We start from the raw sequence: 20,473 nt of genomic DNA on the forward strand, positions 1-20,473 counted from the left end.
CGCCGCCTTCCGCACCACGCAATGCATCTGATCCAGGCTATTCAGGACGCCTTCGCACTGCTCGTTTCCGGCGATGCGAACCTGTGGCGCATCATCTGGATTTCCGTCAAGACCACGCTCCTCGCGCTGCTGATCGCCACCCCGTTTTCGGTTGTCTGCGGCTATGCGATCGCCTCCCACCGCTTCCTCGGCCGTCGCGTGCTGATCTGGCTGGCCCAGGTATCGCTCTCCCTTCCCACCGTGCTGATCGGCCTGCTGCTGTATCTGCTGCTTTCCCGACGCGGCCCGCTGGGCGAACTCGGCTGGCTGTTCTCGCAGACCGGCATCGTGGCAGGGCAGGTGCTGATCGCCTTGCCGGTGCTGATCGCCTTCACGCTGGCGGCGGTGCAGGCCGCCGATGTACGCCTGGCCGAAACCGCGATCACGCTCGGCGCCTCGCGCTGGCGGGTCATGCTCACGGTGCTGCATGAGGTGCGCTTCGGCGTGATGGCGGCCGTCATCACCGGCTTCGGCAGGGTAATTTCCGAGGTGGGCTGCGCCATGATGGTCGGCGGCAATATCGCCGGCGAGACCCGCACCATTACCACCGCGATCGCGCTGGAAACCAGCAAGGGCGAGTTCGCCCAGGGCATTGCGCTGGGCATCGTGCTGGTGTCGATTTCGCTGGTGATCAATGCCGGCCTGATGCTGCTGCAAGGCGACGCCCATGCGGCGCCGGCGGCGCGATGAGCAGCCTGCTGCAGATCGACGGCTTGCGCAAGCGTTTCGGACAGCGCCTGCTGCTCGATATCGATCATTTGCAAATCGACGTTGGCACGGCCTATGTGCTGACCGGGGCCAATGGCGCTGGCAAGAGCACCTTGCTGCGGGTCTTGTGCGGACTGGAACCGGCCGAGGTAGGGCGTCTTGTCTTCATGGGTGAGTCCTTCCGGCTGTCACCCTATCCACGTGCAATGCGCGAGGCGATCGCCTATGTCCACCAGCACCCGGTGATGTTTTCCACCAGCGTGGCCGACAACATCGCCTATGGCCTCAAGGGCCGCGGCCTGTCGCGCGAGGAGATGCGCAGCAGGGTGGAGGAAGCCATCGACTGGGCCGGAATCGGCCATCTGCGCAGCAGCCCGCCGGCGACCCTCTCCGGCGGTGAAAAGCAGCGGGTCGCGCTGGCCCGCGCACGGGTGCTGCGGCCCAGGCTGCTGCTGCTCGACGAACCGACAGCCAACCTCGATGGCGCCGCGCGCGAAGCGGTGATCGGGCTGATACCGACGCTGGTGCATGCCGGCAGCAGCGTGGTGATGGCCTGCCATGACCGCGACCTGATCAACCTGCCTGGCGTGCGCCGGATGAAGCTGCGCGAAGGACGCGTCGAATTGAGAGGCGGTTGAGCTACCAGAGACGAGATGCCGGCAGGCAGCCATGCTGATTCTGTCGACCCCGATCATTCATGCAGCCGGACAAGACAAGGCGCGGGAAGAGACGCGGTTTTATGGCGCGCACCGGTCTGGCTTCGGTAGCAGGCCCGATGTCAACATTCCCGAAAACGGTGCGGCACGGAAGAACCTGTCGCGGCGTCACGTCTTGCGCCGCGCCAGTGCCAGTGTCGCCTCCGCCAGGCGGCGATACAGCGTGCCATGCTGCGCATCCCATGCAGCCACCGCCGCGGCCTGCTTCTCCACGGTTGCCATGTCGCCGCGCGCAATGGGGCCGGACAGCGCCGCGGCCGTACCTGCCTCGAACACCTGGTCCACCGTCTTGCGCACCAGCGGCTCCATGAGCTTCATCGCCACGTCCTGCGGAACCCCGGCCCGGCCATATGCCTGCACTGCCACATCGAGCACGGTAACCAGGTAATTGCTGGCGAACACCGCGGCGGCGTGATAGACGGTCTTGGCTGCCGGGTCGATATCGATGCATTGCGCGCCGATGGCCTCGAACAGCGGCGCCACGATGGCCAGCGCCTGCGCATCGCCTTCCATGCCGCACCAGGTGCCCTGAAAGGATGCCGCGACCTGCTCGGGCAAGGCAAAGCTGCGGATGGGATGCACGCTGGCCACCTTGGCCCCGCGGGCGCTTGCCGCCTGCAAAACCGAAGCGGGCAGGGCGCCGCTGCAATGAAATACGACGGCGCCGGGGACGATCCTGCCGCTGCCCGCGAGCTGCTCGCAGCAGGTGGCGATCTGGTCGTCGGGCGTGGCGAACAGGTAGATGTCCGACACGGCCAGCGCGCCGTAGTCGTGCAGCGCGCGGCCTGCGCCAATGAAGTCGCAGGCTGCCTGCGCGTTGTCGGCGGACCGGCTCAGCACATCGAGCAGCATGACGCGCTGACTGCGATGCCACAGGCGGCCCAGCGTCCTGGCCACGTGGCCGCTGCCAATGATGGAAAGTCTCGGTGTCATGTCCCCACCTTCTTTGGCTGGCATCTGAGCATCTGGCCGGCAATGTGCGCCGACGTCAGGCCAATATGGTTTCCAGCGCCTCCTGCTGCTCCAGCCACTCCATCTCCAGCTGTTCCAGCGACTGCGCGCAAGCGGCCTGCTCGGCCAGCAGTATTTTCAGCTCGTCCTTTTTGCCGGCTTCATAGATGGACGCGTCCGCCAGGCGGGCATCGAGTCCGGCTTTCTTTTCTGTCGCCGCGGCAATCTGCTGCTCCAGCTTTTTGATGCGGCTTTCGATCGGCTTCTTCAGGGCCGACAGGCGCTGCCTGTCCTGCGCCTCGACCCGCTTCTGCTCGCGCCGGTCGGGGATGCCAGCGGCTTCCTTTTGCGCGCTGGCCTGGGCCTCCCGGTTGGCCAGCTTGGTCCTGAAGAGCCAGTCGCGGTAATCGTCGAGATCGCCGTCGAAGGGCGTGAGCCGGCCGCCGGCCACGATCAGGAATTCGTCGGTGGTGGCGCGCAGCAGGTGGCGGTCGTGCGAGACCAGCAGCAGCGTGCCCTCGAACTGCGCCAGCGCCTCGGTCAGGGCTTCCCGGGTTTCGAGGTCGAGATGGTTGGTCGGCTCGTCCAGCAGCAGCAGGTTGGGCCGCTGCCAGACGATCAGCGCCAGCGCCAGCCGCGCCTTCTCGCCGCCGGAAAATGGCGCGATCGGGCTGGTCACCATGTTGCCGGGGAAGTTGAAGCCGCCGAGGAAGTTGCGCAGTTCCTGCTCGCGCACGTCCGGCGCGATGCGCGCCAGGTGCCATAGCGGCGACTCGTCATGGCGCAGCATCTCGACCTGGTGCTGGGCGAAGTAGCCAATCGCCAGGCCCTTGCCGAAGCGGGCGTCGCCGGACAATGGCTGCAGTTCGGCGGCAATGGTCTTGATCAGGGTGGACTTGCCGGCGCCGTTGATGCCGAGCAGACCAATGCGCTGGCCCGCCTGCATCGAAAAGGTGATGTGGCTGACGATGGTCTTTTCGGTGACGGCATGAGTCTCCGGGTCTTCCACCCGGTAGCCGGCATTGACGTCCTCCATCACCAGCAGCGGGTTCGGCGCATTCTGCGGCTCGCGGAAGGTGAAGGAAAACTCGGCGGCGGCGCGCAGCGGCGCGAGTTCCTCCATCTTCGACAGCGCCTTCATCCGGCTCTGCGCCTGGCGCGCCTTGGTCGCCTTGGCCTTGAAGCGGTCGATGAAGGATTGCAGGTGGGCGCGCTCGCGGGTCTGCTTCTCGATCATGCTCTGGGTGAGAATGAGCTGCGCAGCGCGCTGGCGCTCGAAGGCGGAGTAGTTGCCGGAATAGCGCTTCAACTTGCGCTCGTCGATATGCACGATCACGTTGACCACGCCGTCGAGGAAGTCGCGGTCATGGGAAATGACGACGAGTGTGCCGGCATAGCGCTTCAACCAGTCTTCCAGCCAGATGATGGCGTCCAGGTCCAGGTGGTTGGTCGGCTCGTCCAGCAGCAGCAGGTCGGACGGGCACATCAGCGCCTGGGCCAGGTTCAGCCGCATGCGCCAGCCGCCTGAGAAGCTTGCTACCGGCTGGCCCATCTGTTCCTGGGTGAAGCCCAGCCCGGTCAGCAGCTGCTCGGCGCGCGAGCGCACGGTGTAGGCGTCGGCATCGGCCAGCGCAGCATGCAGTTCGCCGAGGCGATGGCCGTTGGCGGCGCTTTCCGGCTGGCTTTCCAGCGCGGCCAGTTCGGCTTCCAGCCGGCGCAGGCCGGCGTCGCCATCGATTGCGTAGTCGAGGGCGCAGCGGTCCAGTGCGGGCGTCTCCTGCGCCACATAGGCCACGCGCCAGGTCGATGGAAAGCCGGCGTCTCCCTGGTCGGCATGCAGTTCGCCGCGCAACAGGCCGAACAGGCTGGATTTGCCGGCGCCGTTGGCGCCTACCAGGCCGACCTTCTCGCCGGGGTTCAGGGTCAAGTCGGCACTCTCGAACAGGGCCTTGGTGCCCCGCATGAGACTCATTTGCTGGAAACGGATCATGGTCGCCTGCCCGTTATTCCAGAATGCCCAGTTGCTCGGCAGTGAGCAGGAACACCATGTCGTCGCCGGCGCTGGTGGACAGCCAGGTCAGTTCCAGGTCGGGGAAGGCAGCCTCGGCATGGCCGCGCTCATTGCCGATTTCCACTACCAGGATGCCGCCCGGCTTCAGGCGCGAGCGGGCGCCGTCGACGATGCGGCGCACCAGGTCCATGCCGTCGTCGCCGCCGGCCAGCGCCATCTGCGGCTCGCGCTGGTATTCGGGCGGCAGCCTGGCCATCGAGCCGGCATTCACATAGGGCGGGTTGGTGATGATGAGGTCATAGCGCCGGGTGGCGGGCAGCGCATCGTACAGGTCGGACTGCAGCAGCGTGATGCGGTCCTGCATTGCGTAGTCGGCGACATTGTGCCCGGCCACTTCCAGCGCATCGGCAGACAGGTCGACTGCGTCCACATGGGCGTTGCCGAAGGTGTCGGCCAGCATCACCGCCAGGCAGCCGGAGCCGGTGCACAGTTCCAGCACGCTGGTGACGTCCTCCGGGTCGCTGACCCAGGGTGCGAACTGTTCCGGGATCAGTTCGGCGATGAAGGAGCGCGGCACGATGGTGCGCTCATCCACGTAGAAGCGGTAACTGCCGAGCCAGGCCTCATGGGTGATGTAGGCCGCCGGCACCCGTTCCACCGCGCGGCGCTCCACCACCTTCAGCAGGGCGTCGACTTCCTCGGGCAGCAGGCGGGCGTCGAGGAAGGGGTCGAGCCGGTCCAGCGGCAGCTTCAGCGTGTGCAGCAGCAGGTAGGCGGCTTCGTCGAAGGCATTGCTGCTGCCGTGGCCAAAGAACAGGCCGGCGCCATTGAAGCGGGTGGTGGCGAAACGCAGGACGTCGCGCAGGGTGAAAAAATAGGTGGAGGTCATGAGTGGATTTCCGGGGGAGGGGGCAAGGCCGGCGGCGCGGCCTCGTCCGTGACGAAGGTGAGGGCTTAGCGCAGCAGGTTTTCGAGCGTGCGGCGGTAGATGTTTTTCAGCGGATCGATGTCGGACAGGGCGATATGTTCGTCGATCTTGTGAATGCTGGCATTGACCGGGCCGAACTCCACGACCTGCGGGCAGATCTGCGCAATGAAGCGGCCGTCGGACGTGCCGCCGCTGGTGGAAAGTTCGGTGGCGATGCCGGTTTCGGCCTGGATGGCGGCCGCAAGCGCTTCCGACAGCGTGCCGCGTGGCGTCAGGAAGGGCAGGCCGCCGACTGTCCATTTCAGGTCGTATTCCAGGCCATGGCGGTCGAGGATGTCGCGCACGCGTTGCTGCAGGCCGTCCACGGTGCTGGCGGTGGAAAAGCGGAAATTGAAGTCGATCACCACCTCGCCCGGAATGATGTTGGAGGCGCCGGTGCCGCCGTGGATGTTGGATACCTGCCAGGAAGTCGGCAGGTAGTACTCGTTGCCCTTGTCCCATTCGGTGGCGGCCAGTTCGGCCAGTGCCGGCGCCGCCTGATGAACCGGGTTGCGCGCCAGGTGCGGATAGGCGATATGGCCCTGTATGCCCTTGACGGTGAGCTTGCCCGACATGGTGCCGCGACGGCCATTCTTGATCATGTCGCCCAGCCGGTCCACCGAGGTCGGCTCGCCGACGATGCAGCAGTCCAGCTGTTCGCCGCGCTGCTTCAGCATGTCGCACACCACCACCGTGCCGTCGACGGCCGGGCCTTCCTCGTCGCTGGTGATCAGAAAGCCGATCGAGCCCTTGTGGTCGGGATGGGCGGCGGTGAATTCCTCCACCGCCACGATCATGGCCGCGATCGAGGTCTTCATGTCGGCCGCGCCACGGCCATACAGCTTGCCGTCGCGCACGGTGGGCTTGAACGGGTCGGACTGCCAGGCTGTCAGCGGCCCGGTCGGCACCACGTCGGTATGGCCGGCAAACACCACCAGCGGCTGCGCGCTGCCGCGCCGTGCCCACAGGTTGGTCACATCGCCGGACTGCACCGTCTCGCAGGCAAAACCCAGCGGCGCGAGCAGTTCGGCCAGGCGGCGCTGGCAGCCCTTGTCGTCCGGCGTCACCGAGGACAGGGCGATCAGCTCTTCGGTGAGCGCACGGGTCCGGCTGGAAAGGGTAGGGTCGATGGCATTCATGGGCGTTCGCTTGCGGGGCGGTAGTTGGGAGGAAAGACCGGGATTCTAATACGGTTCGCGGTGGTGCGATATGGCAGGCGCCTCATCGGAAGGCTGTCATGGGCTAACAATACTAATTGTTCGGCATGGTTTGTCTCCCCGGCGCCGGCCTGGCCTATATTTCGCCTTCCGTCCGACAGGACGCCGACAAATCAAGGAGTTGGCAATGGATCTTATTCTCCATGGCGCGCGCCCGGAACGCGGCCTTCGCCTGGCGCGCACCCGCCTGCTGATCGGGTTTGCACAGGCAATCGCCTTGACTGGCGTGCTTTATGCCGATCGCGGCGGCATCTGGTCCAGTCAATCGTCCTTTCTCTTTCCCATGGCGCTGATGGCGAGCCTTTTTCTGCCCGTGTTATGGCTCAGCGCAGCGGGATCGTTGAGCAGCCGGCAGGTGTGGCGATGGATGAGCGTTGCGCTGCTCATCATGGTCGCGCTTACCGCCGTCGATCTTCTGACCACGGATGGCGCGCAGGAAGACCCGACCGCGTTTTTCGTGCAGACGCGCCTGGGGCAACTGGTTTGCGGAACCGGATTGCTCCTGTACAGCGTCCAGGTCATGGTGCTGGCCGGGACCCACGAACGGCGCTGGATCGCCTCCCGCGCCCGCTGTCTTTCCTGTGCCGTTGCGCTGGCCCTTCAGTTGCTCGGATCTTTTCTGGTGGCCGTCGCGTCTGGCTTCGCCGCGCTGGGCGTGTCGGCCCAGGCAGGTTTGCGCCCGTGCGACGTCTGGCCGTTCATTTTTGCGGGTGCCCTGGGATTCGCCGGCGCCATGCACCTGGTTGGGTGCGGCGCACCGGAATTTCATGGCGCAGGATCCTAAGGCAGCAACAGATCGCGGTACTGGTTTTCGCTAAAGCCGCAATACGTCGCTCCATCCTTGGCCAGCACCGGGCGCTTGATCAGCGAAGGCGTTTCCAGCATCAGGGTAATCGCATCGTCGGCACCGCCGACCGCATTGCGGCGTTCCTCCGGCAGCCCTCGCCAGCTGGTGCCACGCCGGTTGAGCAGGGTTTCCCAGGGAATGTCGGCCAGCCAGGCCTCCAGCATGGCCCGGGTGACGCCGCTCTTTTTGAAGTCATGAAAGACATGGTCGATGCCGTTGTCGGCCAGCCAGCCTCGGGCTTTCTTGACGGTGTCGCAGTTGGGAATGCCGTAGAGAGTGATTGTCATCGTTGCTGGATGCAGGTACGGCGGGCCGCCGGCCCGCGTCAGAGGTTGAGGGTGAATTCGGTGAAGGTTGGCTCGTCGTCGTCCTTCCTGCTTTCCTCCACCTGTTCCTGGGTCTGGCCATTGTTGAGCAGCCAGTACAGGTTGCTGGCCGAATCCGCATGCGCCAGTGCTTCTTCCTCGGTGATCACGCCTTCCCGGATCATCGTCATCAGCGCCTGTTCGAAGGTCTGGGAGCCGGCCGACAGGCTTTTCTCCACCGCCTCGCGGATCTGGCCGATCTCGCCCTGTTCGATCAGCTCCGCCACATGACGGGTGTTGAGCATGACCTCCACCGCCGCCCGGCGGCCGCCATCGATAGCCGGTACCAGCCGCTGCGAGATGATGGCGCGGATCGTCGCCGCCAGGTCGGGATAGAGCGACTGCCGCGCCTCGATCGGGTAGAAGCTGATGATGCGGTTGAGCGCCTGGTAGCTATTGTTGGCATGCAGGGTCGCCACCACCAGATGGCCGGACTGCGCATAGGAAAGGGCCGCGGTCATGGTGTCGCGGTCGCGGATCTCGCCGATCAGGATGCAGTCCGGCGCCTGCCGCAGCGCATTCTTCAGCGCAACCGCAAGGCTGTGGGCATCGGTGCCGATCTCGCGCTGGTTGACAATGGAGCGCTTGGCGGAAAACAGGAACTCGATGGGATCTTCCAGCGTCAGGATATGGCCGTTGGACATCGCATTGCGATGGTCCAGCATCGAGGCGATGGTGGTGGACTTGCCGGAGCCGGTGGCGCCGACCACCAGCAGCAGGCCGCGCCGCGCCATGATCAGTTCCGGCAGCACCGCGGGCAGATGCAATTCCGACAACGCCGGTATCTGGTAGGGCACGAAGCGCAGCACCGCCGAGATCGAGCCGCGCTGCTGGAATGCCGACAGGCGCAGCCGGCCGATGCCGCTGGCCTGGATGCCCAGGTTGAGCTCATGCTCGCGCCGCAGTTCGTCGAGCCGGTCGGCCGGCACGACCTCGGAGAGCAGGGCCATGATGGCGCCCTGGTCCATGCGCTGCTGGTTCACGGGTATCAGGTTGCCGTTGATTTTTACCTGTATCGGCGAGTTCACCGCCAGGAACAGGTCGGACGCGCCCTTGTCCTTCATCAGCTGGAACAGACGTTCCATGGCCATCATCGGCTCCTGCTCTCTGCTTGCATGTGGGGGAATGTTGCGGCACGGGCCGTGTCAGCCCGTGCACGGGGGAGCGGCTTACGCGTCGCGCAGCAGTTCGTTGATGCCGGTCTTGGCGCGGGTCTTGGCGTCCACGCGCTTGACGATGACGGCGCAGTACAGGCTGTACTTGCCATCGGCCGAGGGCAGGTTGCCCGACACGACCACCGAGCCGGCCGGGACGCGGCCATAGCTGACTTCGCCGGTGGCGCGGTCATAGATCTTGGTCGACTGGCCGATGTAGACGCCCATCGAGATCACCGAGTTTTCCTCGACGATCACGCCTTCGACGATTTCCGAGCGGGCGCCGATGAAGCAGTTGTCCTCGATGATGGTGGGGTTGGCCTGCATTGGCTCCAGCACGCCGCCGATGCCGACGCCACCCGACAGGTGGACGTTCTTGCCGATCTGGGCGCAGGAGCCGACGGTGGCCCAGGTGTCGACCATGGTGCCTTCATCGACATAGGCGCCGATGTTGACGTAGGAAGGCATCAGGATCACGTTCTTGGCGATGAAGCTGCCACGGCGCGCGACGGCTGGCGGCACCACGCGGAAGCCGCCGCGGGCGAAGTCCTCGGCGCTGTAGTTCTCGAACTTGCTGGGCACCTTGTCATAGAACTGCAGGCTGCCGGACGGCATCACGACATTGTCTTCGAGGCGGAAGGACAGCAGCACTGCCTTCTTGATCCACTGGTTCACGGTCCAGGCGCCGCCTGCTTTCTCTGCCACGCGCAGGGTGCCGGCATCGAGCTGCTCCAGCACATGGGCGACGGCGTCGCGGACTTCGGCCGGCGCCGACTTGGAGGAAATGCTGGCACGGTCTTCCCATGCCTGATCGATGAGTTGCTGCAGCTGTTGGGTCATCTTGTTTGCTTCGTGAGTTGAGGTTTGCGGTTGCGGCGCTCAGCGGCTGGCCAGCTTGCCGGTGAATTCGACGATGCGGTGCGCGGCTTCGAGGCATTCGTCCACCTCTGCCACCAGCGCCATGCGGATGCGGTTCTGCCCGGGATTGATGCCGTGCGCCTCGCGGGCCAGATAGCTGCCCGGAAGGACCGTCACATTATATTCGGCATAAAGACGTTTCGCATAATCAACATCCGAGATCGGCGCCAGCTTGTCGACCCTGGCCCACAGATAGAAGCCGGCATCCGGCAGTTCGACATCCAGCACCTCCTTGAGCAGCGGCGTGACCTGGTTGAACTTGGTGATGTACTTGGCGCGGTTTTCCTCGACATGGGCTTCATCGTTCCAGGCAGCGATCGAGGCGGCCTGCACTGGCGGGCTCATTGCGCCGCCGCAGTAGGTGCGGTAGAGCAGGAAGCGCTTGAGCACGGCGGCGTCGCCAGCGACGAAGCCGGAACGCATGCCTGGCACGTTGGAGCGCTTGGAGAGGCTGGAGAAGGTGATCAGGCGTTCAAAGCCGGTACGGCCCAGCCTGTGCGCCGCCTCCAGGCTGCCCAGCGGCGCTTCGGCCTTGAAATAGATCTCCGAGTAGCACTCGTCGGCGGCGATGATGAAGCCGTAGCGGTCGGACAGGTCGAACAATTCCTTCCAGTCAGCCAGCGACAGCACCGCGCCGGTGGGATTGCCGGGCGAGCAGATATACAGCAGTTGCACACGCTTCCAGGCGTCTTCCGGCACGCTGGAAAAGTCAGGCGCAAAGTTGCGCGCCGGGTCGGAGTTGACGAACCAGGGCGTGGCGCCGGCCAGCAGCGCCGCGCCTTCATAGATCTGATAGAACGGATTGGGGCAGATCACCAGCGCGTCGGCGCGCGGGTCGATGACGGCCTGGGCCAGCGCGAACAGGGCCTCGCGCGAGCCATTGACCGGCAGCACCTGGCTTGCCGCATCGACGGCCGGCAAGCCGTAGCGCCGCTCCAGCCAGCCGGCAATGGCCTGGCGCAGCGGATCGCCGCCGGGCGTGCTGGGATAGACCGCGAGGCCGCCCAGGTTGTCGGCCAGCGCCTGCCGGATGAAGGCCGGCGTCGGATGCTTGGGTTCGCCTATCCCCAGGCTGATGGGGCGACGCGCCGCGTCCGGCTGGCTGTCGGCCAGCAGGCGGCGCAATTTTTCGAAGGGATAGGGCTGGAGCTTGTCAAGGAGTGGATTCACGAATGCCGGCCTGAGTAGCAGATGAAGGCGGCATTATAGTTTGTCGGTCGGCTCCATGCTGCCGAGAATTTTCTGCAGCTTTTCGGTGAAGTCGTTGCTGATCTTGGCGATGGCTTGCTCTCTTTCCGCCTTCACCTTGGCCCACTCTTCCGGTCCCAGTTCGGCTTCGGTCTGCTTTTCAATTTCATCGTTGTATTTCAGCAGCTTATTCAGCAGGTCGACAATTTTCTCGACCTGACCATCGGCTATTGGAACGCCCGATTCCCTGAGCAGGTCCTTGATGGGCAACACGTCTTTCGGATCAATCTGCATAATTCCTCGCTGGGTGGTTGAATTGCTGAAGAGACGTCAACTACGTGGACTTCGATCCGCTTCAGTTCCGCCTTGGCTGGTTGCTGCATTCATCCTGACCGAAGCGGATGAGCGATTCGGCTCCTTGAGCGCGGAACTGCCGACGCCCGGTGGTATCATCGCGTGCCTGATGGCCGGTGCCGCCCGCGTCATCCGTCATCCAACGGGCAAGCTTTCCCGTGTATGCAATCCGGTCTGGAAGAATCAAAAAGTGCGCTTAACCTCGATTAAATTATCCGGCTTCAAATCCTTCGTCGATCCCACCAATTTCCAGGTTCCCGGCCAGCTGGTGGGCGTGGTCGGCCCCAACGGCTGCGGCAAGTCCAACATCATCGATGCGGTGCGCTGGGTGCTGGGCGAATCCAAGGCATCGGAGTTGCGCGGCGAGTCGATGCAGGACGTGATCTTCAACGGCAGCACCAACCGCAAGCCGGCCGGACGGGCATCGGTCGAGCTGGTGTTCGACAATGCCGACGGCAGGGCGGCGGGGCAGTGGGGCCAGTATGCGGAGATCGCGGTCAAGCGCACCCTGACCCGGGACGGCACCTCCAGCTATTACATCAACAACCAGCCGGTGCGCCGGCGCGACATCCAGGACATCTTCCTAGGCACCGGCCTCGGTCCGCGCGCCTACGCCATCATCGGCCAGGGCATGATCTCCCGCATCATCGAAGCGCGTCCGGAAGACCTGCGGATTTTCCTGGAAGAGGCGGCCGGGGTATCGAAGTACAAGGAGCGCCGCCGGGAGACGGAAAACCGGCTGCATGACACCCGCGAGAACCTGACCCGCGTCGACGACATCCTGCGCGAACTGAATGCCAACCTGGAAAAGCTGCAGGCGCAGGCGGTGGTGGCGCGCAGGTTCCACGAGATGCAGGCCGACCAGGCGCAAAAACAGAAGCTGCTGTGGCTGCTGCGCCGCAACGAGGCAAAGGCCGAGCAGGAGAAGCATTTCCGCGAGATTGAACTGGGCCAGCTGGAACTGGAGCAGCAGACCGCCAGGCTGCGCCATGTGGAAGCCGAACTGGAACAAATGCGGCAGGGGCACTATGCCGCCGGCGACCGCATGCACCAGGCGCAGGGCCACCTGTACCAGACCAATTCCGAGATCGGCGGCCTGGAAGCGCAGATCCGCTTCGTGATCGAGTCGCGCGGCCGGCTGCAATCCCAGCTGACCTCGCTGGCCACCCAGCGCGAGCAGTGGCAGCGCCAGCACGACCAGCAGATGGAAGACCTGGCCGAAGCCGACATCGGCTTGGAGGAACATGCCGCCCGGGTCGAGCAGGCCGAGCTGTCAGCCGAACAGCAGAATGCCCTGCTGCCCGAGCTGGAGCAGGCCTGGCGCGACGCCCAGGCCAGGAGCGCGGAGTCGCGCACCCGCATCCTGCAGGCACAGCAGCGCATCGAACTGGAAGCGGCGCAGCAGCGCAATGCATCACAGATACTGAATAGCCTGGCGGCCCGGCGCGAACGGCTGACGCAGGAAAAGCAGGGGCTGCAACAGCCCGACGGCACCCACCTGGAAAACCTGCGCGCCCAGTTGGACGAAAAGCAGGCGCAGCTGGAAGAGGCGCGCCTGCTGCAAGAACAGGCGCAGGAACAGCAGCCGGCGCTGGAACAGGCACGGCGCGAGGCGCAGGCCCGGGTCAATGCGGAAAATGCCGCCAATGCCCAGCTTGAAGCAAGGCTGAACGCATTGCGGCAATTGCAGGAGCGGGTGCAGTCGCAGGGAAGGGTGCAGCCATGGCTGAAGAAGCATGGCCTGGACACGCTGCCGCGGCTGTGGCAGAAGCTGCAGATCGAACAGGGCTGGGAAACCGCGCTGGAATCGGTGCTGCGCGAGCGGGCGTCGGCGCTGGAAGTGTCCAGGCTCGACTGGGCGCAGGGTTTCCTGAACGACCCGCCGCCGGGAAAGATGGCGCTGTTTGCGGCCGACGCGGTGGAAAGCCGGTTTGAAGGCATTGCCGGGCTGAACAGCGCCATGAGCCTGTTGCATGTGAACGATCCCGGCCTGCGCGCGCTGATGCAGGACTGGCTGCACCAGGTCTACGTCGCCGACGATGCGGCCAGCGCCTTTGCCAACAGGGACAAGCTGGCGGCCGGCGCGGTGTTCCTGACCCGCGAAGGCCATCTGGTTGGCCGCACCAGCGTGCGCTTCTATGCGGCCGATGCCGAGCAGGACGGCATGCTGGCGCGGCAGCAGGATATCGAGAACATCGTGCGGCAGTTGCGGGCGCAGCAGATGCTGGCCGAGGAGGCGCGCGCGGCGGCGCACGGTGCAGACACGACTCTCGCCCAGGCGACCCAGCGGCTGCAGGAATTGCGGCAGCGGGTCAATGCGCTGACGCAGGCCGCGCATGCGCTGCAGATCGACCTGATGAAGCAGACCGAAGTCCAGGCCCGCTACGACCAGCGCCACGCGCAGATCGTGGACGACCTGTCCGAGATCGCGGCGCAGGAAGCCGAGCAGCAGGAAGCCAGCGCCGAATCCGAGGCGCGGCTGGAACAACTCGACATCGAACTGGCCGAACTCCAGGAGCGGCACGAGGAAGGCCAGAACGACTACCTCGGACGCGAGCAGCGGCTTGATGATGCGCGTGCGCGGTTGCGGGAACTGGAGCGGGCCGCCCAGGAAGCCCAGTTTGCGGAAAAAACCCACCGCAACCGGATCGAGGAACTGCGGCGCGGCATCGCCACCGCCGCGGAACAGGTGGTCCAGCTCAACGCCAGCATGCAGGCCGGCCAGAGCGAACTCGCCGGCCTGGATGACCAGACCGCGCAGGACGGCCTGCAGGACCTGCTGGAGCGGCGCACCCAGCAGGAGCGCGCGCTGGCCGACGCCCGTCATGAACTAGACCAGCTGACCCAGAAGCTGCGCCACCTGGAGGAGGCGCGGATGCAGATCGAGCGCAGCCTGCAGCCACAGCGGGACCGCATCATGGAGCTGCAGTTAAAGGAACAGGCGGCGCGCCTGAACCAGGAGCAGTATGCGCAACACCTGAGCGAAGCCGGCGCCGACGAGGCGGTTCTGTCTTCACTACTGGACGGCGATGTCAAGCCGTCATGGCTGCAGGGCGAGGTGACCCGCCTGACCAATGCCATTGCCGCGCTTGGCCCGGTCAACCTGGCCGCGCTGGACGAACTGGCGCAGGCTTCCGAGCGCAAGCAGTTCCTGGATGCGCAAACCGCCGACCTGGCCGAGGCCATCGCCACGCTGGAAGACGCGATCCACAAGATCGACAAGGAAACCCGCGACCTGCTGCAGGACACCTTCGACAAGGTCAATCACCACTTCGGCGAGCTGTTCCCGGTGCTGTTCGGCGGCGGCAATGCGCGCCTGATCATGACGGGGGAAGAGATTCTGGACGCCGGCGTGCAGGTAATGGCGCAGCCGCCGGGCAAGAAGAACGCGACGATCCATCTGCTGTCAGGCGGCGAAAAGGCGCTGACGGCCACCGCGCTGGTGTTCTCGATGTTTCAGCTCAATCCGGCGCCGTTCTGCCTGCTCGACGAGGTCGATGCGCCGCTGGACGATGCCAACACCGAGCGCTTCTGCAAGATGGTGCAGCGCATGTCGTCCCAGACGCAGTTCCTGTTCATCTCGCACAACCGCATCGCCATGGAAATGGCGCAGCAGCTGATCGGCGTGACCATGCAGGAGCAGGGCGTGTCGCGCATCGTGGCGGTAGACATGGAAGCCGCCGCGGACTTTGCCACGCAAGCGCGGGCGGCGTGACGCGTGCGGCCTGTTCGGGCTTCAGTGCATGCCCAGCCACTGGGAGCGCGCAAGCGCGGCCTTTTTCTGGAAGTAGGCGGCATTCTGCTGGGCTTCGCGCACGCGTTCCTGTTCCACATCGGCGCAAATAAGGTAATGCGACTCGGCCCGCTTCCACCACCAGCGTCGCACCAGAGCCTTGATGGGATTGAGCGGCAACATAGTCAGTTCATGCAATTTCAACGATTTGACATCAGACATGATTTCCTCTCTGGAGTGGAATGACGGTTGTCCGGACTTTTTGTTTTGGGCAATCGGCGCGGGCCAGTTGCCAGGAATTCATTCTATGGTCAAAAAGACAAATTGTATTGATTCGTGTCAACGTTTTTTCCGGCCGAAGCAATCCTAAAATTTCTTTTACGACACAGAAATTGCGCTATGCCGCAGTCCCTGTCTCAGCTTGACAACTTGACATACGAACACTTACCCTAGCGCGGTTGACGCCCCGGCCGCGCTCAAGCTGCCTGTCCCTGCTACGAAAGCGTGGAAAACGCTACAGCCCGTCGACTTTCTGGAACCAATAATGACCCGATCCGTTTCCCCCGCGTGGGCCAGCAACCAAGACCGCACGGTGCAGGTCCTGGCAGGCATTTCGCATGCCATGAAGGCAGCTGCATGACCGATTTACAAGCCAGTCTGATCGCCATTGGCGGCGCCATTGTCGTGGGCGTGTTTTCCTATAACAAATGGCAGGAGTACAAGACCCGCAAGACTGTCGAGCGGGCTTTCGCGGATGACCAGCACGATGTGCTGATGCATGGGGACGCGGTGCCGCATGAACGGGTAGAACCCGGCTTTGGTTCGCCAGTGGCGCAGCCGGAGCGCCAGGCGGATGCCGAGCCTGCCGTTGCGACGACGCCTGTTGCCGCTGACAACAGCGCAGCCGCAACTTTAGCGGAAGCAGCACCCGTGCCGCAGGAGCCCAGCGCGATGGAGGAAACGGTGCTGCACGCGCCGCGCCAGGATCTGCCGGTCGATCAGCTGATCGACTGCACCATCGGCCTTGGCCTGGAGTCGCCGCTGCGCGGCGACCGCGTTCTGCCCATTGTTCATACCTTGCGCCACGTCGGCAACAAGCCTGTGCACTTCATCGGCCTGGCTGACGACGGTCGCTGGGAGGCCATTGCGCATGGCCGTACCTACACCATGCTGCAGGCGGGCATCCAGCTCGCCAGCCGTACCTCGGCTTTGAATGAAATCGAATACTCCGAGTTCGTCAGCCGCCTGCGCCAGGTGGCCGACGATCTCGGCGCCGAGTGCGACGTGCCTGACATGTCGCGCATCGTGTCGATTGCCCGCGGCCTGCATCAGTTCGTCGCCGAATATGGCGCGCAGCTGAGCGTAAACGTCCAGTCCAACCGCGCGCCCTGGCAGATCAGCACGCTGCTGGCCGCGCTGGCGCGCCAGGGCTTCGATCTGCGCCCGGACGGCAGGCTGGTGATGCCGGACGGCGATGGCGGCGTGCTCTTTTCCATCGCCACCAATGCCGGCGGCGGCGATGAAACCACGTCCCGGCTGACGCTGCTGCTGGATGTGGCGCTGGTTGCCGCCGCCCGTGACGGCTACGGCGCCATGATCGCCTGCGCAAAATCGCTCGCCGCGCGCCTCGACGGCACCGTGGTCGACGACTCGAACCAGGCGCTTTCCGATGCCACCCTGGAAGAGATAGCATCCCAGGTGCATGCGTTCTATGCGGAGATGGAAAGCTCCGAAATTCCTGCCGGATCGACGCGCGCGCTGCGACTTTTTGCCTGACCCATGCCACACGATTCCACCGCCACGCCGCCTGATGCGCTGGAGCAGGCGGCGCGCCTGCGCGCCGAGATTGCCCGCCATAATCACGCCTATTACGTCCTCGATAACCCGACCATCCCGGACGCCGAATATGACCGGCTGTTCCGCGAGCTCCAGACGCTCGAACAGGCTCATCCCGAACTGATCACCAGCGACTCGCCAACCCAGCGGGTCGGCGGAGCGCCGCTGCCGCAGTTCGAGCAGGTTCGTCATTCCGCGCCCATGCTGTCGATTAACAATGGGTTCAGCGACGACGACATCGTCAATTTCGACCGCCGCGTGCGTGAGGGATTGAAGCTGGAAACCGCCGTCGAATACAACTGCGAGCTGAAATTCGACGGCCTGGCGATCAATCTGCGCTACGAGCATGGCCTGCTGGTGCAGGCGGCTACCCGCGGCGACGGCACCACCGGCGAAAACGTCACCGCCAATATCCGCACCGTGCGCGCAATTCCGCTGCGGCTGCAGATGGACAATCCACCGGCCATCATCGACATCCGCGGCGAAGTGCTGATGTTCAAGGGTGATTTCGCCAGGCTCAATGCGCGCCAGCGTGAGGCCGGCCAGCGCGAATTCGCCAATCCGCGCAATGCCGCCGCCGGCAGCCTGCGACAGCTTGATCCGCGCATCACGGCGCAGCGCTCGCTGCGCTTCTTCGCTTATGGCATCGGCGTGCTGGAAGGCGCGGCACTGCCGGAGTCGCACGCGGCGCTGCTGGACTGGTATGCGCAGATCGGCATTCCGGTCGCGGCCGAGCGGCGCGCGGCGCAGGGTGCGGAAGGACTGCTGACCTTCTATCGCGACATCGGCCTGCGCCGGGCGCAGCTGCCCTATGAAATCGATGGCGTGGTGTACAAGGTCAACCGGGTTGCCCAGCAGGCACAGCTGGGCTTCGTGTCGCGCGCACCGCGCTTCGCGCTGGCCCACAAATTCCCGGCCGAGGAAGCGATGACGATCGTGCAGGACATCGGCGTCCAGGTCGGCCGCACCGGCGCGCTGACGCCGGTCGCCAGGCTGGCGCCGGTGCTGGTTGGCGGCGTAACCGTCACCAATGCCACCCTGCACAACGAGGACGAGGTGCGGCGCAAGGACATCCAGATCGGCGACACCGTGATCGTGCGGCGCGCCGGCGACGTGATTCCCGAAGTGGTGTCCTTCGTGCCTGAGCTGCGCCCGGCAGATGCCCGGCCGTTCGTGATGCCTGCCTTGTGCCCGGTCTGTTCCTCGCCCATCGTTCGTCCCGAGGACGAGGCCGTAGCGCGCTGCTCCGGCGGGTGGGTCAAGTGCCCGGCGCAGCGCAAGGGTGGCCTGCTGCATTTCGTGTCGCGCCGCGCGATGGATGTCGAAGGCCTGGGCGACCAATTGGTCGAGCAGCTGGTGGACCGCAGTGTGGTCACCACGGCAGCCGACCTGTACCGTCTTGGCCTGACGTCGCTGGCCAGCCTGGACCGCATGGCCGACAAGTCGGCCGGCAATGTGATCAAGGCGATCCAGAAATCGAAGTCGACCACGCTGGCGCGTTTCATCTATGCGCTTGGCATACGGCACGTCGGGGAATCGACCGCCAAGGAGCTGGCCAGGCACTTTGGTGGAATTGATGCGCTGTTGAAAGCTGATGAAGCGCAATTGCTGGATGTTGCGGATGTGGGGCCGGTTGTCGCCCGTTCTATACTGCAGTTCCTGGCCGACCCGATGAATGTCGAGCTGATCGAACAGTTGCGCGCCAATGGCGTGCACTGGGAAGAGGGCGCTTCGGAAGCCCGTCCCAAGCCGCTGGCGGGGCTGACTTTCGTGCTGACCGGAACCTTGCCCACTTTGAGCCGTGACGAAGCTGCGGAACGGATCGAAGGCGCTGGCGGCAAGGTTGCCGGTTCGGTGTCCAAGAAAACCAGTTACCTGGTGGCGGGCGACGATGCCGGCAGCAAGCTGGCAAAGGCTGAGACGCTGGGTGTTCCTGTGATCGACGAAGCGGCATTGCTGGAGATGCTGCATCAGACCAAAGAAAGCGAAGCATGAGAAAAATCACCAAGGCTGTCTTTCCCGTTGCCGGACTCGGGAGCCGTTTCCTTCCCGCCACCAAGGCGCAGCCCAAGGAAATGCTGCCCATCGTCGACAAGCCGCTGATCCAGTATGCGGTGGAAGAGGCGGTCGCCGCCGGCATTACCGAAATGGTGTTCATCACCGGCCGCAACAAGCGCGCCATCGAAGACCATTTCGACAAGGCCTATGAGCTGGAAACCGAGCTTGAAGCCGCAGGCAAGAAGCAGTTGCTGGACCTGGTGCGCAATGTCATTCCCAAGCACGTGAACTGCATCTTCATCCGCCAGTCCCAGCCACTGGGCCTGGGCCATGCGGTGCTGTGCGCCAAGCCGGTGGTCGGTACCGAGCCGTTTGCCGTGCTGCTGGCCGACGACTTCATGGATGTGCCCGAAGGCGAGAAGTCAGTCATGGCGCAGATGACGGAAGTGTATGAACGGGAAGGGCTGAGCGTGCTGGCGGTACAGGACGTGCCGCGCGGGGAAACCCGCCAGTACGGCATTGTCAGCGCCACCGAATACCAGCCGGGCCTCGAACGCGTCAATGGCATCGTCGAGAAACCCGACCCCGACAGCGCGCCGTCGACGCTGGCGGTGGTGGGCCGTTACGTGCTCTCCAACCGGATCTTCGAATGCATCGAAAACCTGGGCAAGGGCGCCGGCGGCGAGATCCAGTTGACCGACGGCATCGCCGCCCTGATGCAGCGCGAATCGGTGCTGGCCTACCGCTACCGCGGCCAGCGTTTCGACTGCGGCTCCAAGCTGGGCTACCTGAAGGCCACCGTGGAAATGGGCCTGCGCCATCCCGAAACCGGCCCGGCGCTGGCCGAGTATCTGAAAAGCAGACAATGACAGTCCGTGAAATATTGAAGATGGGCGACCCGCGCCTCCTGCGGCAGGCTGAACGGGTGACCGAATTCGATACGCCCGCCATGCGGGAGCTGATCGCCGACATGTTCGACACGATGTACGCGGCCAATGGCGCGGGCCTGGCCGCGCCGCAGATCGGCGTCAACCTGCAACTGGTGATTTTCGGTTTCAAGCAGAACCTGCGCTATCCGGAGGCGGCGCCAGTGCCTGAAACCGTGCTGATCAACCCGGTGCTGACGCCGCTTTCCCAGGAAACCAGTGAAGACTGGGAGGGCTGCCTGTCGGTGCCCGGCCTGCGCGGCGTGGTGCCACGCTGGACCCAGTTGCGCTATGAGGGACTGGACCAGCATGGCGCGCCGATCCGGCGCGAGGTGGATGGCTTCCACGCCCGTGTGGTGCAGCATGAATGCGACCATCTTGCCGGCATTCTCTATCCGATGCGGGTGCGCGACTTCACGCGCTTCGGCTATACCGACATTCTTTTCTCCGGCCTGAGCGACGCTGACGATTAACGTTAGCGTCAGCGCATAAGCAACAGTCTTTTCGCCGTATGCTTGATGCATTCCGCATCGGCGATATCAGAC

At 64.6% G+C, this 20,473-nt stretch carries 18 protein-coding genes; 8 read left to right on the top strand and 10 right to left on the bottom strand.

What is annotated here, in order from left to right; translation table 11 throughout:
• Positions 1-21 precede the first annotated feature (21 nt).
• Both KTQ42_RS04330 and KTQ42_RS04335 read left to right on the top strand, forming a co-directional pair.
• Positions 22-729, top strand: coding sequence for an ABC transporter permease (locus tag KTQ42_RS04330; protein ID WP_217344383.1), 708 nt, complete (start codon positions 22-24; stop codon positions 727-729).
• A complete protein-coding gene (locus KTQ42_RS04335; protein ID WP_217344384.1) occupies positions 726-1,385 on the top strand; it encodes an energy-coupling factor ABC transporter ATP-binding protein in 660 nt (219 codons plus the stop codon). Before KTQ42_RS04330 ends, KTQ42_RS04335 begins: the two co-directional genes overlap by 4 nt.
• A 186-nt stretch (positions 1,386-1,571) precedes the next feature.
• On the opposite strand, the gene KTQ42_RS04340 is transcribed toward KTQ42_RS04335, so the two are convergent.
• From KTQ42_RS04340 to dapE, 4 genes are all read right to left on the bottom strand, one after another.
• The gene (locus tag KTQ42_RS04340) at positions 1,572-2,396 is read right to left on the bottom strand and encodes a Rossmann-like and DUF2520 domain-containing protein (protein ID WP_217344385.1); all 825 of its coding nucleotides are present in this window, start codon (positions 2,394-2,396) and stop codon (positions 1,572-1,574) included.
• Between the two features lie 55 nt (positions 2,397-2,451).
• A complete protein-coding gene (locus KTQ42_RS04345; protein ID WP_217344386.1) occupies positions 2,452-4,404 on the bottom strand; it encodes an ATP-binding cassette domain-containing protein in 1,953 nt (650 codons plus the stop codon).
• 13 nt (positions 4,405-4,417) lie between these two features.
• Entirely contained in the window at positions 4,418-5,314 is an 897-nt protein-coding gene (prmB, locus tag KTQ42_RS04350; protein ID WP_217344387.1) for a 50S ribosomal protein L3 N(5)-glutamine methyltransferase, read from the bottom strand.
• A 65-nt stretch (positions 5,315-5,379) separates the two neighbouring features.
• A complete protein-coding gene (gene dapE, locus KTQ42_RS04355) occupies positions 5,380-6,531 on the bottom strand; it encodes a succinyl-diaminopimelate desuccinylase (protein WP_217344388.1) in 1,152 nt (383 codons plus the stop codon).
• 205 nt (positions 6,532-6,736) lie between these two features.
• Between dapE and KTQ42_RS04360 the strand changes: the two genes are divergently transcribed.
• Entirely contained in the window at positions 6,737-7,393 is a 657-nt protein-coding gene (locus KTQ42_RS04360; protein WP_217344389.1) for a hypothetical protein, read from the top strand.
• Here the strand turns inward: KTQ42_RS04360 and KTQ42_RS04365 are convergent.
• The 5 genes from KTQ42_RS04365 to KTQ42_RS04385 form a co-directional block, all read right to left on the bottom strand.
• Entirely contained in the window at positions 7,390-7,743 is a 354-nt protein-coding gene (locus KTQ42_RS04365; protein WP_217344390.1) for an ArsC family reductase, read from the bottom strand. The genes KTQ42_RS04360 and KTQ42_RS04365 overlap by 4 nt on opposite strands.
• Before the next feature lie 38 nt (positions 7,744-7,781).
• Entirely contained in the window at positions 7,782-8,912 is a 1,131-nt protein-coding gene (locus KTQ42_RS04370; RefSeq protein WP_217346809.1) for a PilT/PilU family type 4a pilus ATPase, read from the bottom strand.
• A gap of 78 nt (positions 8,913-8,990) precedes the next feature.
• The gene (gene dapD / locus KTQ42_RS04375) at positions 8,991-9,815 is read right to left on the bottom strand and encodes a 2,3,4,5-tetrahydropyridine-2,6-dicarboxylate N-succinyltransferase (protein WP_217344391.1); all 825 of its coding nucleotides are present in this window, start codon (positions 9,813-9,815) and stop codon (positions 8,991-8,993) included.
• A gap of 39 nt (positions 9,816-9,854) precedes the next feature.
• On the bottom strand, positions 9,855-11,063 hold the full coding sequence (dapC, locus tag KTQ42_RS04380; RefSeq protein ID WP_217344392.1) for a succinyldiaminopimelate transaminase: 1,209 nt from the start codon (positions 11,061-11,063) through the stop codon (positions 9,855-9,857).
• A 33-nt stretch (positions 11,064-11,096) separates the two neighbouring features.
• Positions 11,097-11,375 carry a hypothetical protein gene (locus KTQ42_RS04385; RefSeq protein ID WP_217344393.1) on the bottom strand — a complete coding sequence of 93 codons (279 nt, stop codon included), beginning with the start codon at positions 11,373-11,375 and terminating at the stop codon, positions 11,097-11,099.
• 250 nt (positions 11,376-11,625) lie between these two features.
• Here KTQ42_RS04385 and smc point away from each other — a divergent pair, with 250 nt between their 5' ends.
• The gene (gene smc, locus KTQ42_RS04390; protein ID WP_217346810.1) at positions 11,626-15,150 is read left to right on the top strand and encodes a chromosome segregation protein SMC; all 3,525 of its coding nucleotides are present in this window, start codon (positions 11,626-11,628) and stop codon (positions 15,148-15,150) included.
• Positions 15,151-15,171: 21 nt separating this feature from the next.
• Here the strand turns inward: smc and KTQ42_RS04395 are convergent, their stop codons facing one another.
• Complete coding sequence (locus tag KTQ42_RS04395; RefSeq protein ID WP_217344394.1) at positions 15,172-15,390, bottom strand: hypothetical protein; 219 nt, start codon at positions 15,388-15,390, stop codon at positions 15,172-15,174.
• A gap of 414 nt (positions 15,391-15,804) precedes the next feature.
• Here KTQ42_RS04395 and KTQ42_RS04400 point away from each other — a divergent pair, with 414 nt between their 5' ends.
• Genes KTQ42_RS04400 through def form a run of 4 tightly spaced genes read left to right on the top strand, consistent with a single transcriptional unit; the run spans position 15,805 to position 20,401 of the window.
• Positions 15,805-16,944 (top strand): cell division protein ZipA C-terminal FtsZ-binding domain-containing protein, encoded by a 1,140-nt coding sequence (locus KTQ42_RS04400; protein ID WP_217344395.1) that lies wholly within the window; start codon positions 15,805-15,807, stop codon positions 16,942-16,944.
• 3 nt (positions 16,945-16,947) lie between these two features.
• Positions 16,948-18,999 (top strand): NAD-dependent DNA ligase LigA, encoded by a 2,052-nt coding sequence (gene ligA / locus KTQ42_RS04405; protein WP_217344396.1) that lies wholly within the window; start codon positions 16,948-16,950, stop codon positions 18,997-18,999.
• Positions 18,996-19,871 carry a UTP--glucose-1-phosphate uridylyltransferase GalU gene (gene galU, locus KTQ42_RS04410; RefSeq protein WP_217344397.1) on the top strand — a complete coding sequence of 292 codons (876 nt, stop codon included), beginning with the start codon at positions 18,996-18,998 and terminating at the stop codon, positions 19,869-19,871. Before ligA ends, galU begins: the two co-directional genes overlap by 4 nt.
• Positions 19,868-20,401, top strand: a complete 534-nt coding sequence (def, locus tag KTQ42_RS04415) for a peptide deformylase (RefSeq protein WP_217344398.1) — start codon at positions 19,868-19,870, stop codon at positions 20,399-20,401. The genes galU and def overlap by 4 nt, the downstream gene beginning before the upstream one ends.
• The last annotated feature ends 72 nt before the right edge of the window (positions 20,402-20,473 follow it).

The organism is Noviherbaspirillum sp. L7-7A, assembly GCF_019052805.1.
Taxonomy (GTDB): Bacteria; Pseudomonadota; Gammaproteobacteria; order Burkholderiales; family Burkholderiaceae_D; genus Noviherbaspirillum_A.

Excerpts from the sequence above, each read along its gene's own strand:
- KTQ42_RS04330 (WP_217344383.1), top strand. The coding sequence starts at position 22 with ATGCATCTGATCCAGGCTATTCAGGACGCCTTCGCACTGCTCGTTTCC.
- KTQ42_RS04335 (WP_217344384.1), top strand. The coding sequence starts at position 726 with ATGAGCAGCCTGCTGCAGATCGACGGCTTGCGCAAGCGTTTCGGACAG.
- KTQ42_RS04340 (WP_217344385.1), bottom strand. The coding sequence starts at position 2,396 with ATGACACCGAGACTTTCCATCATTGGCAGCGGCCACGTGGCCAGGACG.
- KTQ42_RS04345 (WP_217344386.1), bottom strand. The coding sequence starts at position 4,404 with ATGATCCGTTTCCAGCAAATGAGTCTCATGCGGGGCACCAAGGCCCTG.
- prmB (WP_217344387.1), bottom strand. The coding sequence starts at position 5,314 with ATGACCTCCACCTATTTTTTCACCCTGCGCGACGTCCTGCGTTTCGCC.
- dapE (WP_217344388.1), bottom strand. The coding sequence starts at position 6,531 with ATGAATGCCATCGACCCTACCCTTTCCAGCCGGACCCGTGCGCTCACC.
- KTQ42_RS04360 (WP_217344389.1), top strand. The coding sequence starts at position 6,737 with ATGGATCTTATTCTCCATGGCGCGCGCCCGGAACGCGGCCTTCGCCTG.
- KTQ42_RS04365 (WP_217344390.1), bottom strand. The coding sequence starts at position 7,743 with ATGACAATCACTCTCTACGGCATTCCCAACTGCGACACCGTCAAGAAA.
- KTQ42_RS04370 (WP_217346809.1), bottom strand. The coding sequence starts at position 8,912 with ATGGCCATGGAACGTCTGTTCCAGCTGATGAAGGACAAGGGCGCGTCC.
- dapD (WP_217344391.1), bottom strand. The coding sequence starts at position 9,815 with ATGACCCAACAGCTGCAGCAACTCATCGATCAGGCATGGGAAGACCGT.
- KTQ42_RS04385 (WP_217344393.1), bottom strand. The coding sequence starts at position 11,375 with ATGCAGATTGATCCGAAAGACGTGTTGCCCATCAAGGACCTGCTCAGG.
- KTQ42_RS04395 (WP_217344394.1), bottom strand. The coding sequence starts at position 15,390 with ATGTCTGATGTCAAATCGTTGAAATTGCATGAACTGACTATGTTGCCG.
- KTQ42_RS04400 (WP_217344395.1), top strand. The coding sequence starts at position 15,805 with ATGACCGATTTACAAGCCAGTCTGATCGCCATTGGCGGCGCCATTGTC.
- ligA (WP_217344396.1), top strand. The coding sequence starts at position 16,948 with ATGCCACACGATTCCACCGCCACGCCGCCTGATGCGCTGGAGCAGGCG.
- galU (WP_217344397.1), top strand. The coding sequence starts at position 18,996 with ATGAGAAAAATCACCAAGGCTGTCTTTCCCGTTGCCGGACTCGGGAGC.
- def (WP_217344398.1), top strand. The coding sequence starts at position 19,868 with ATGACAGTCCGTGAAATATTGAAGATGGGCGACCCGCGCCTCCTGCGG.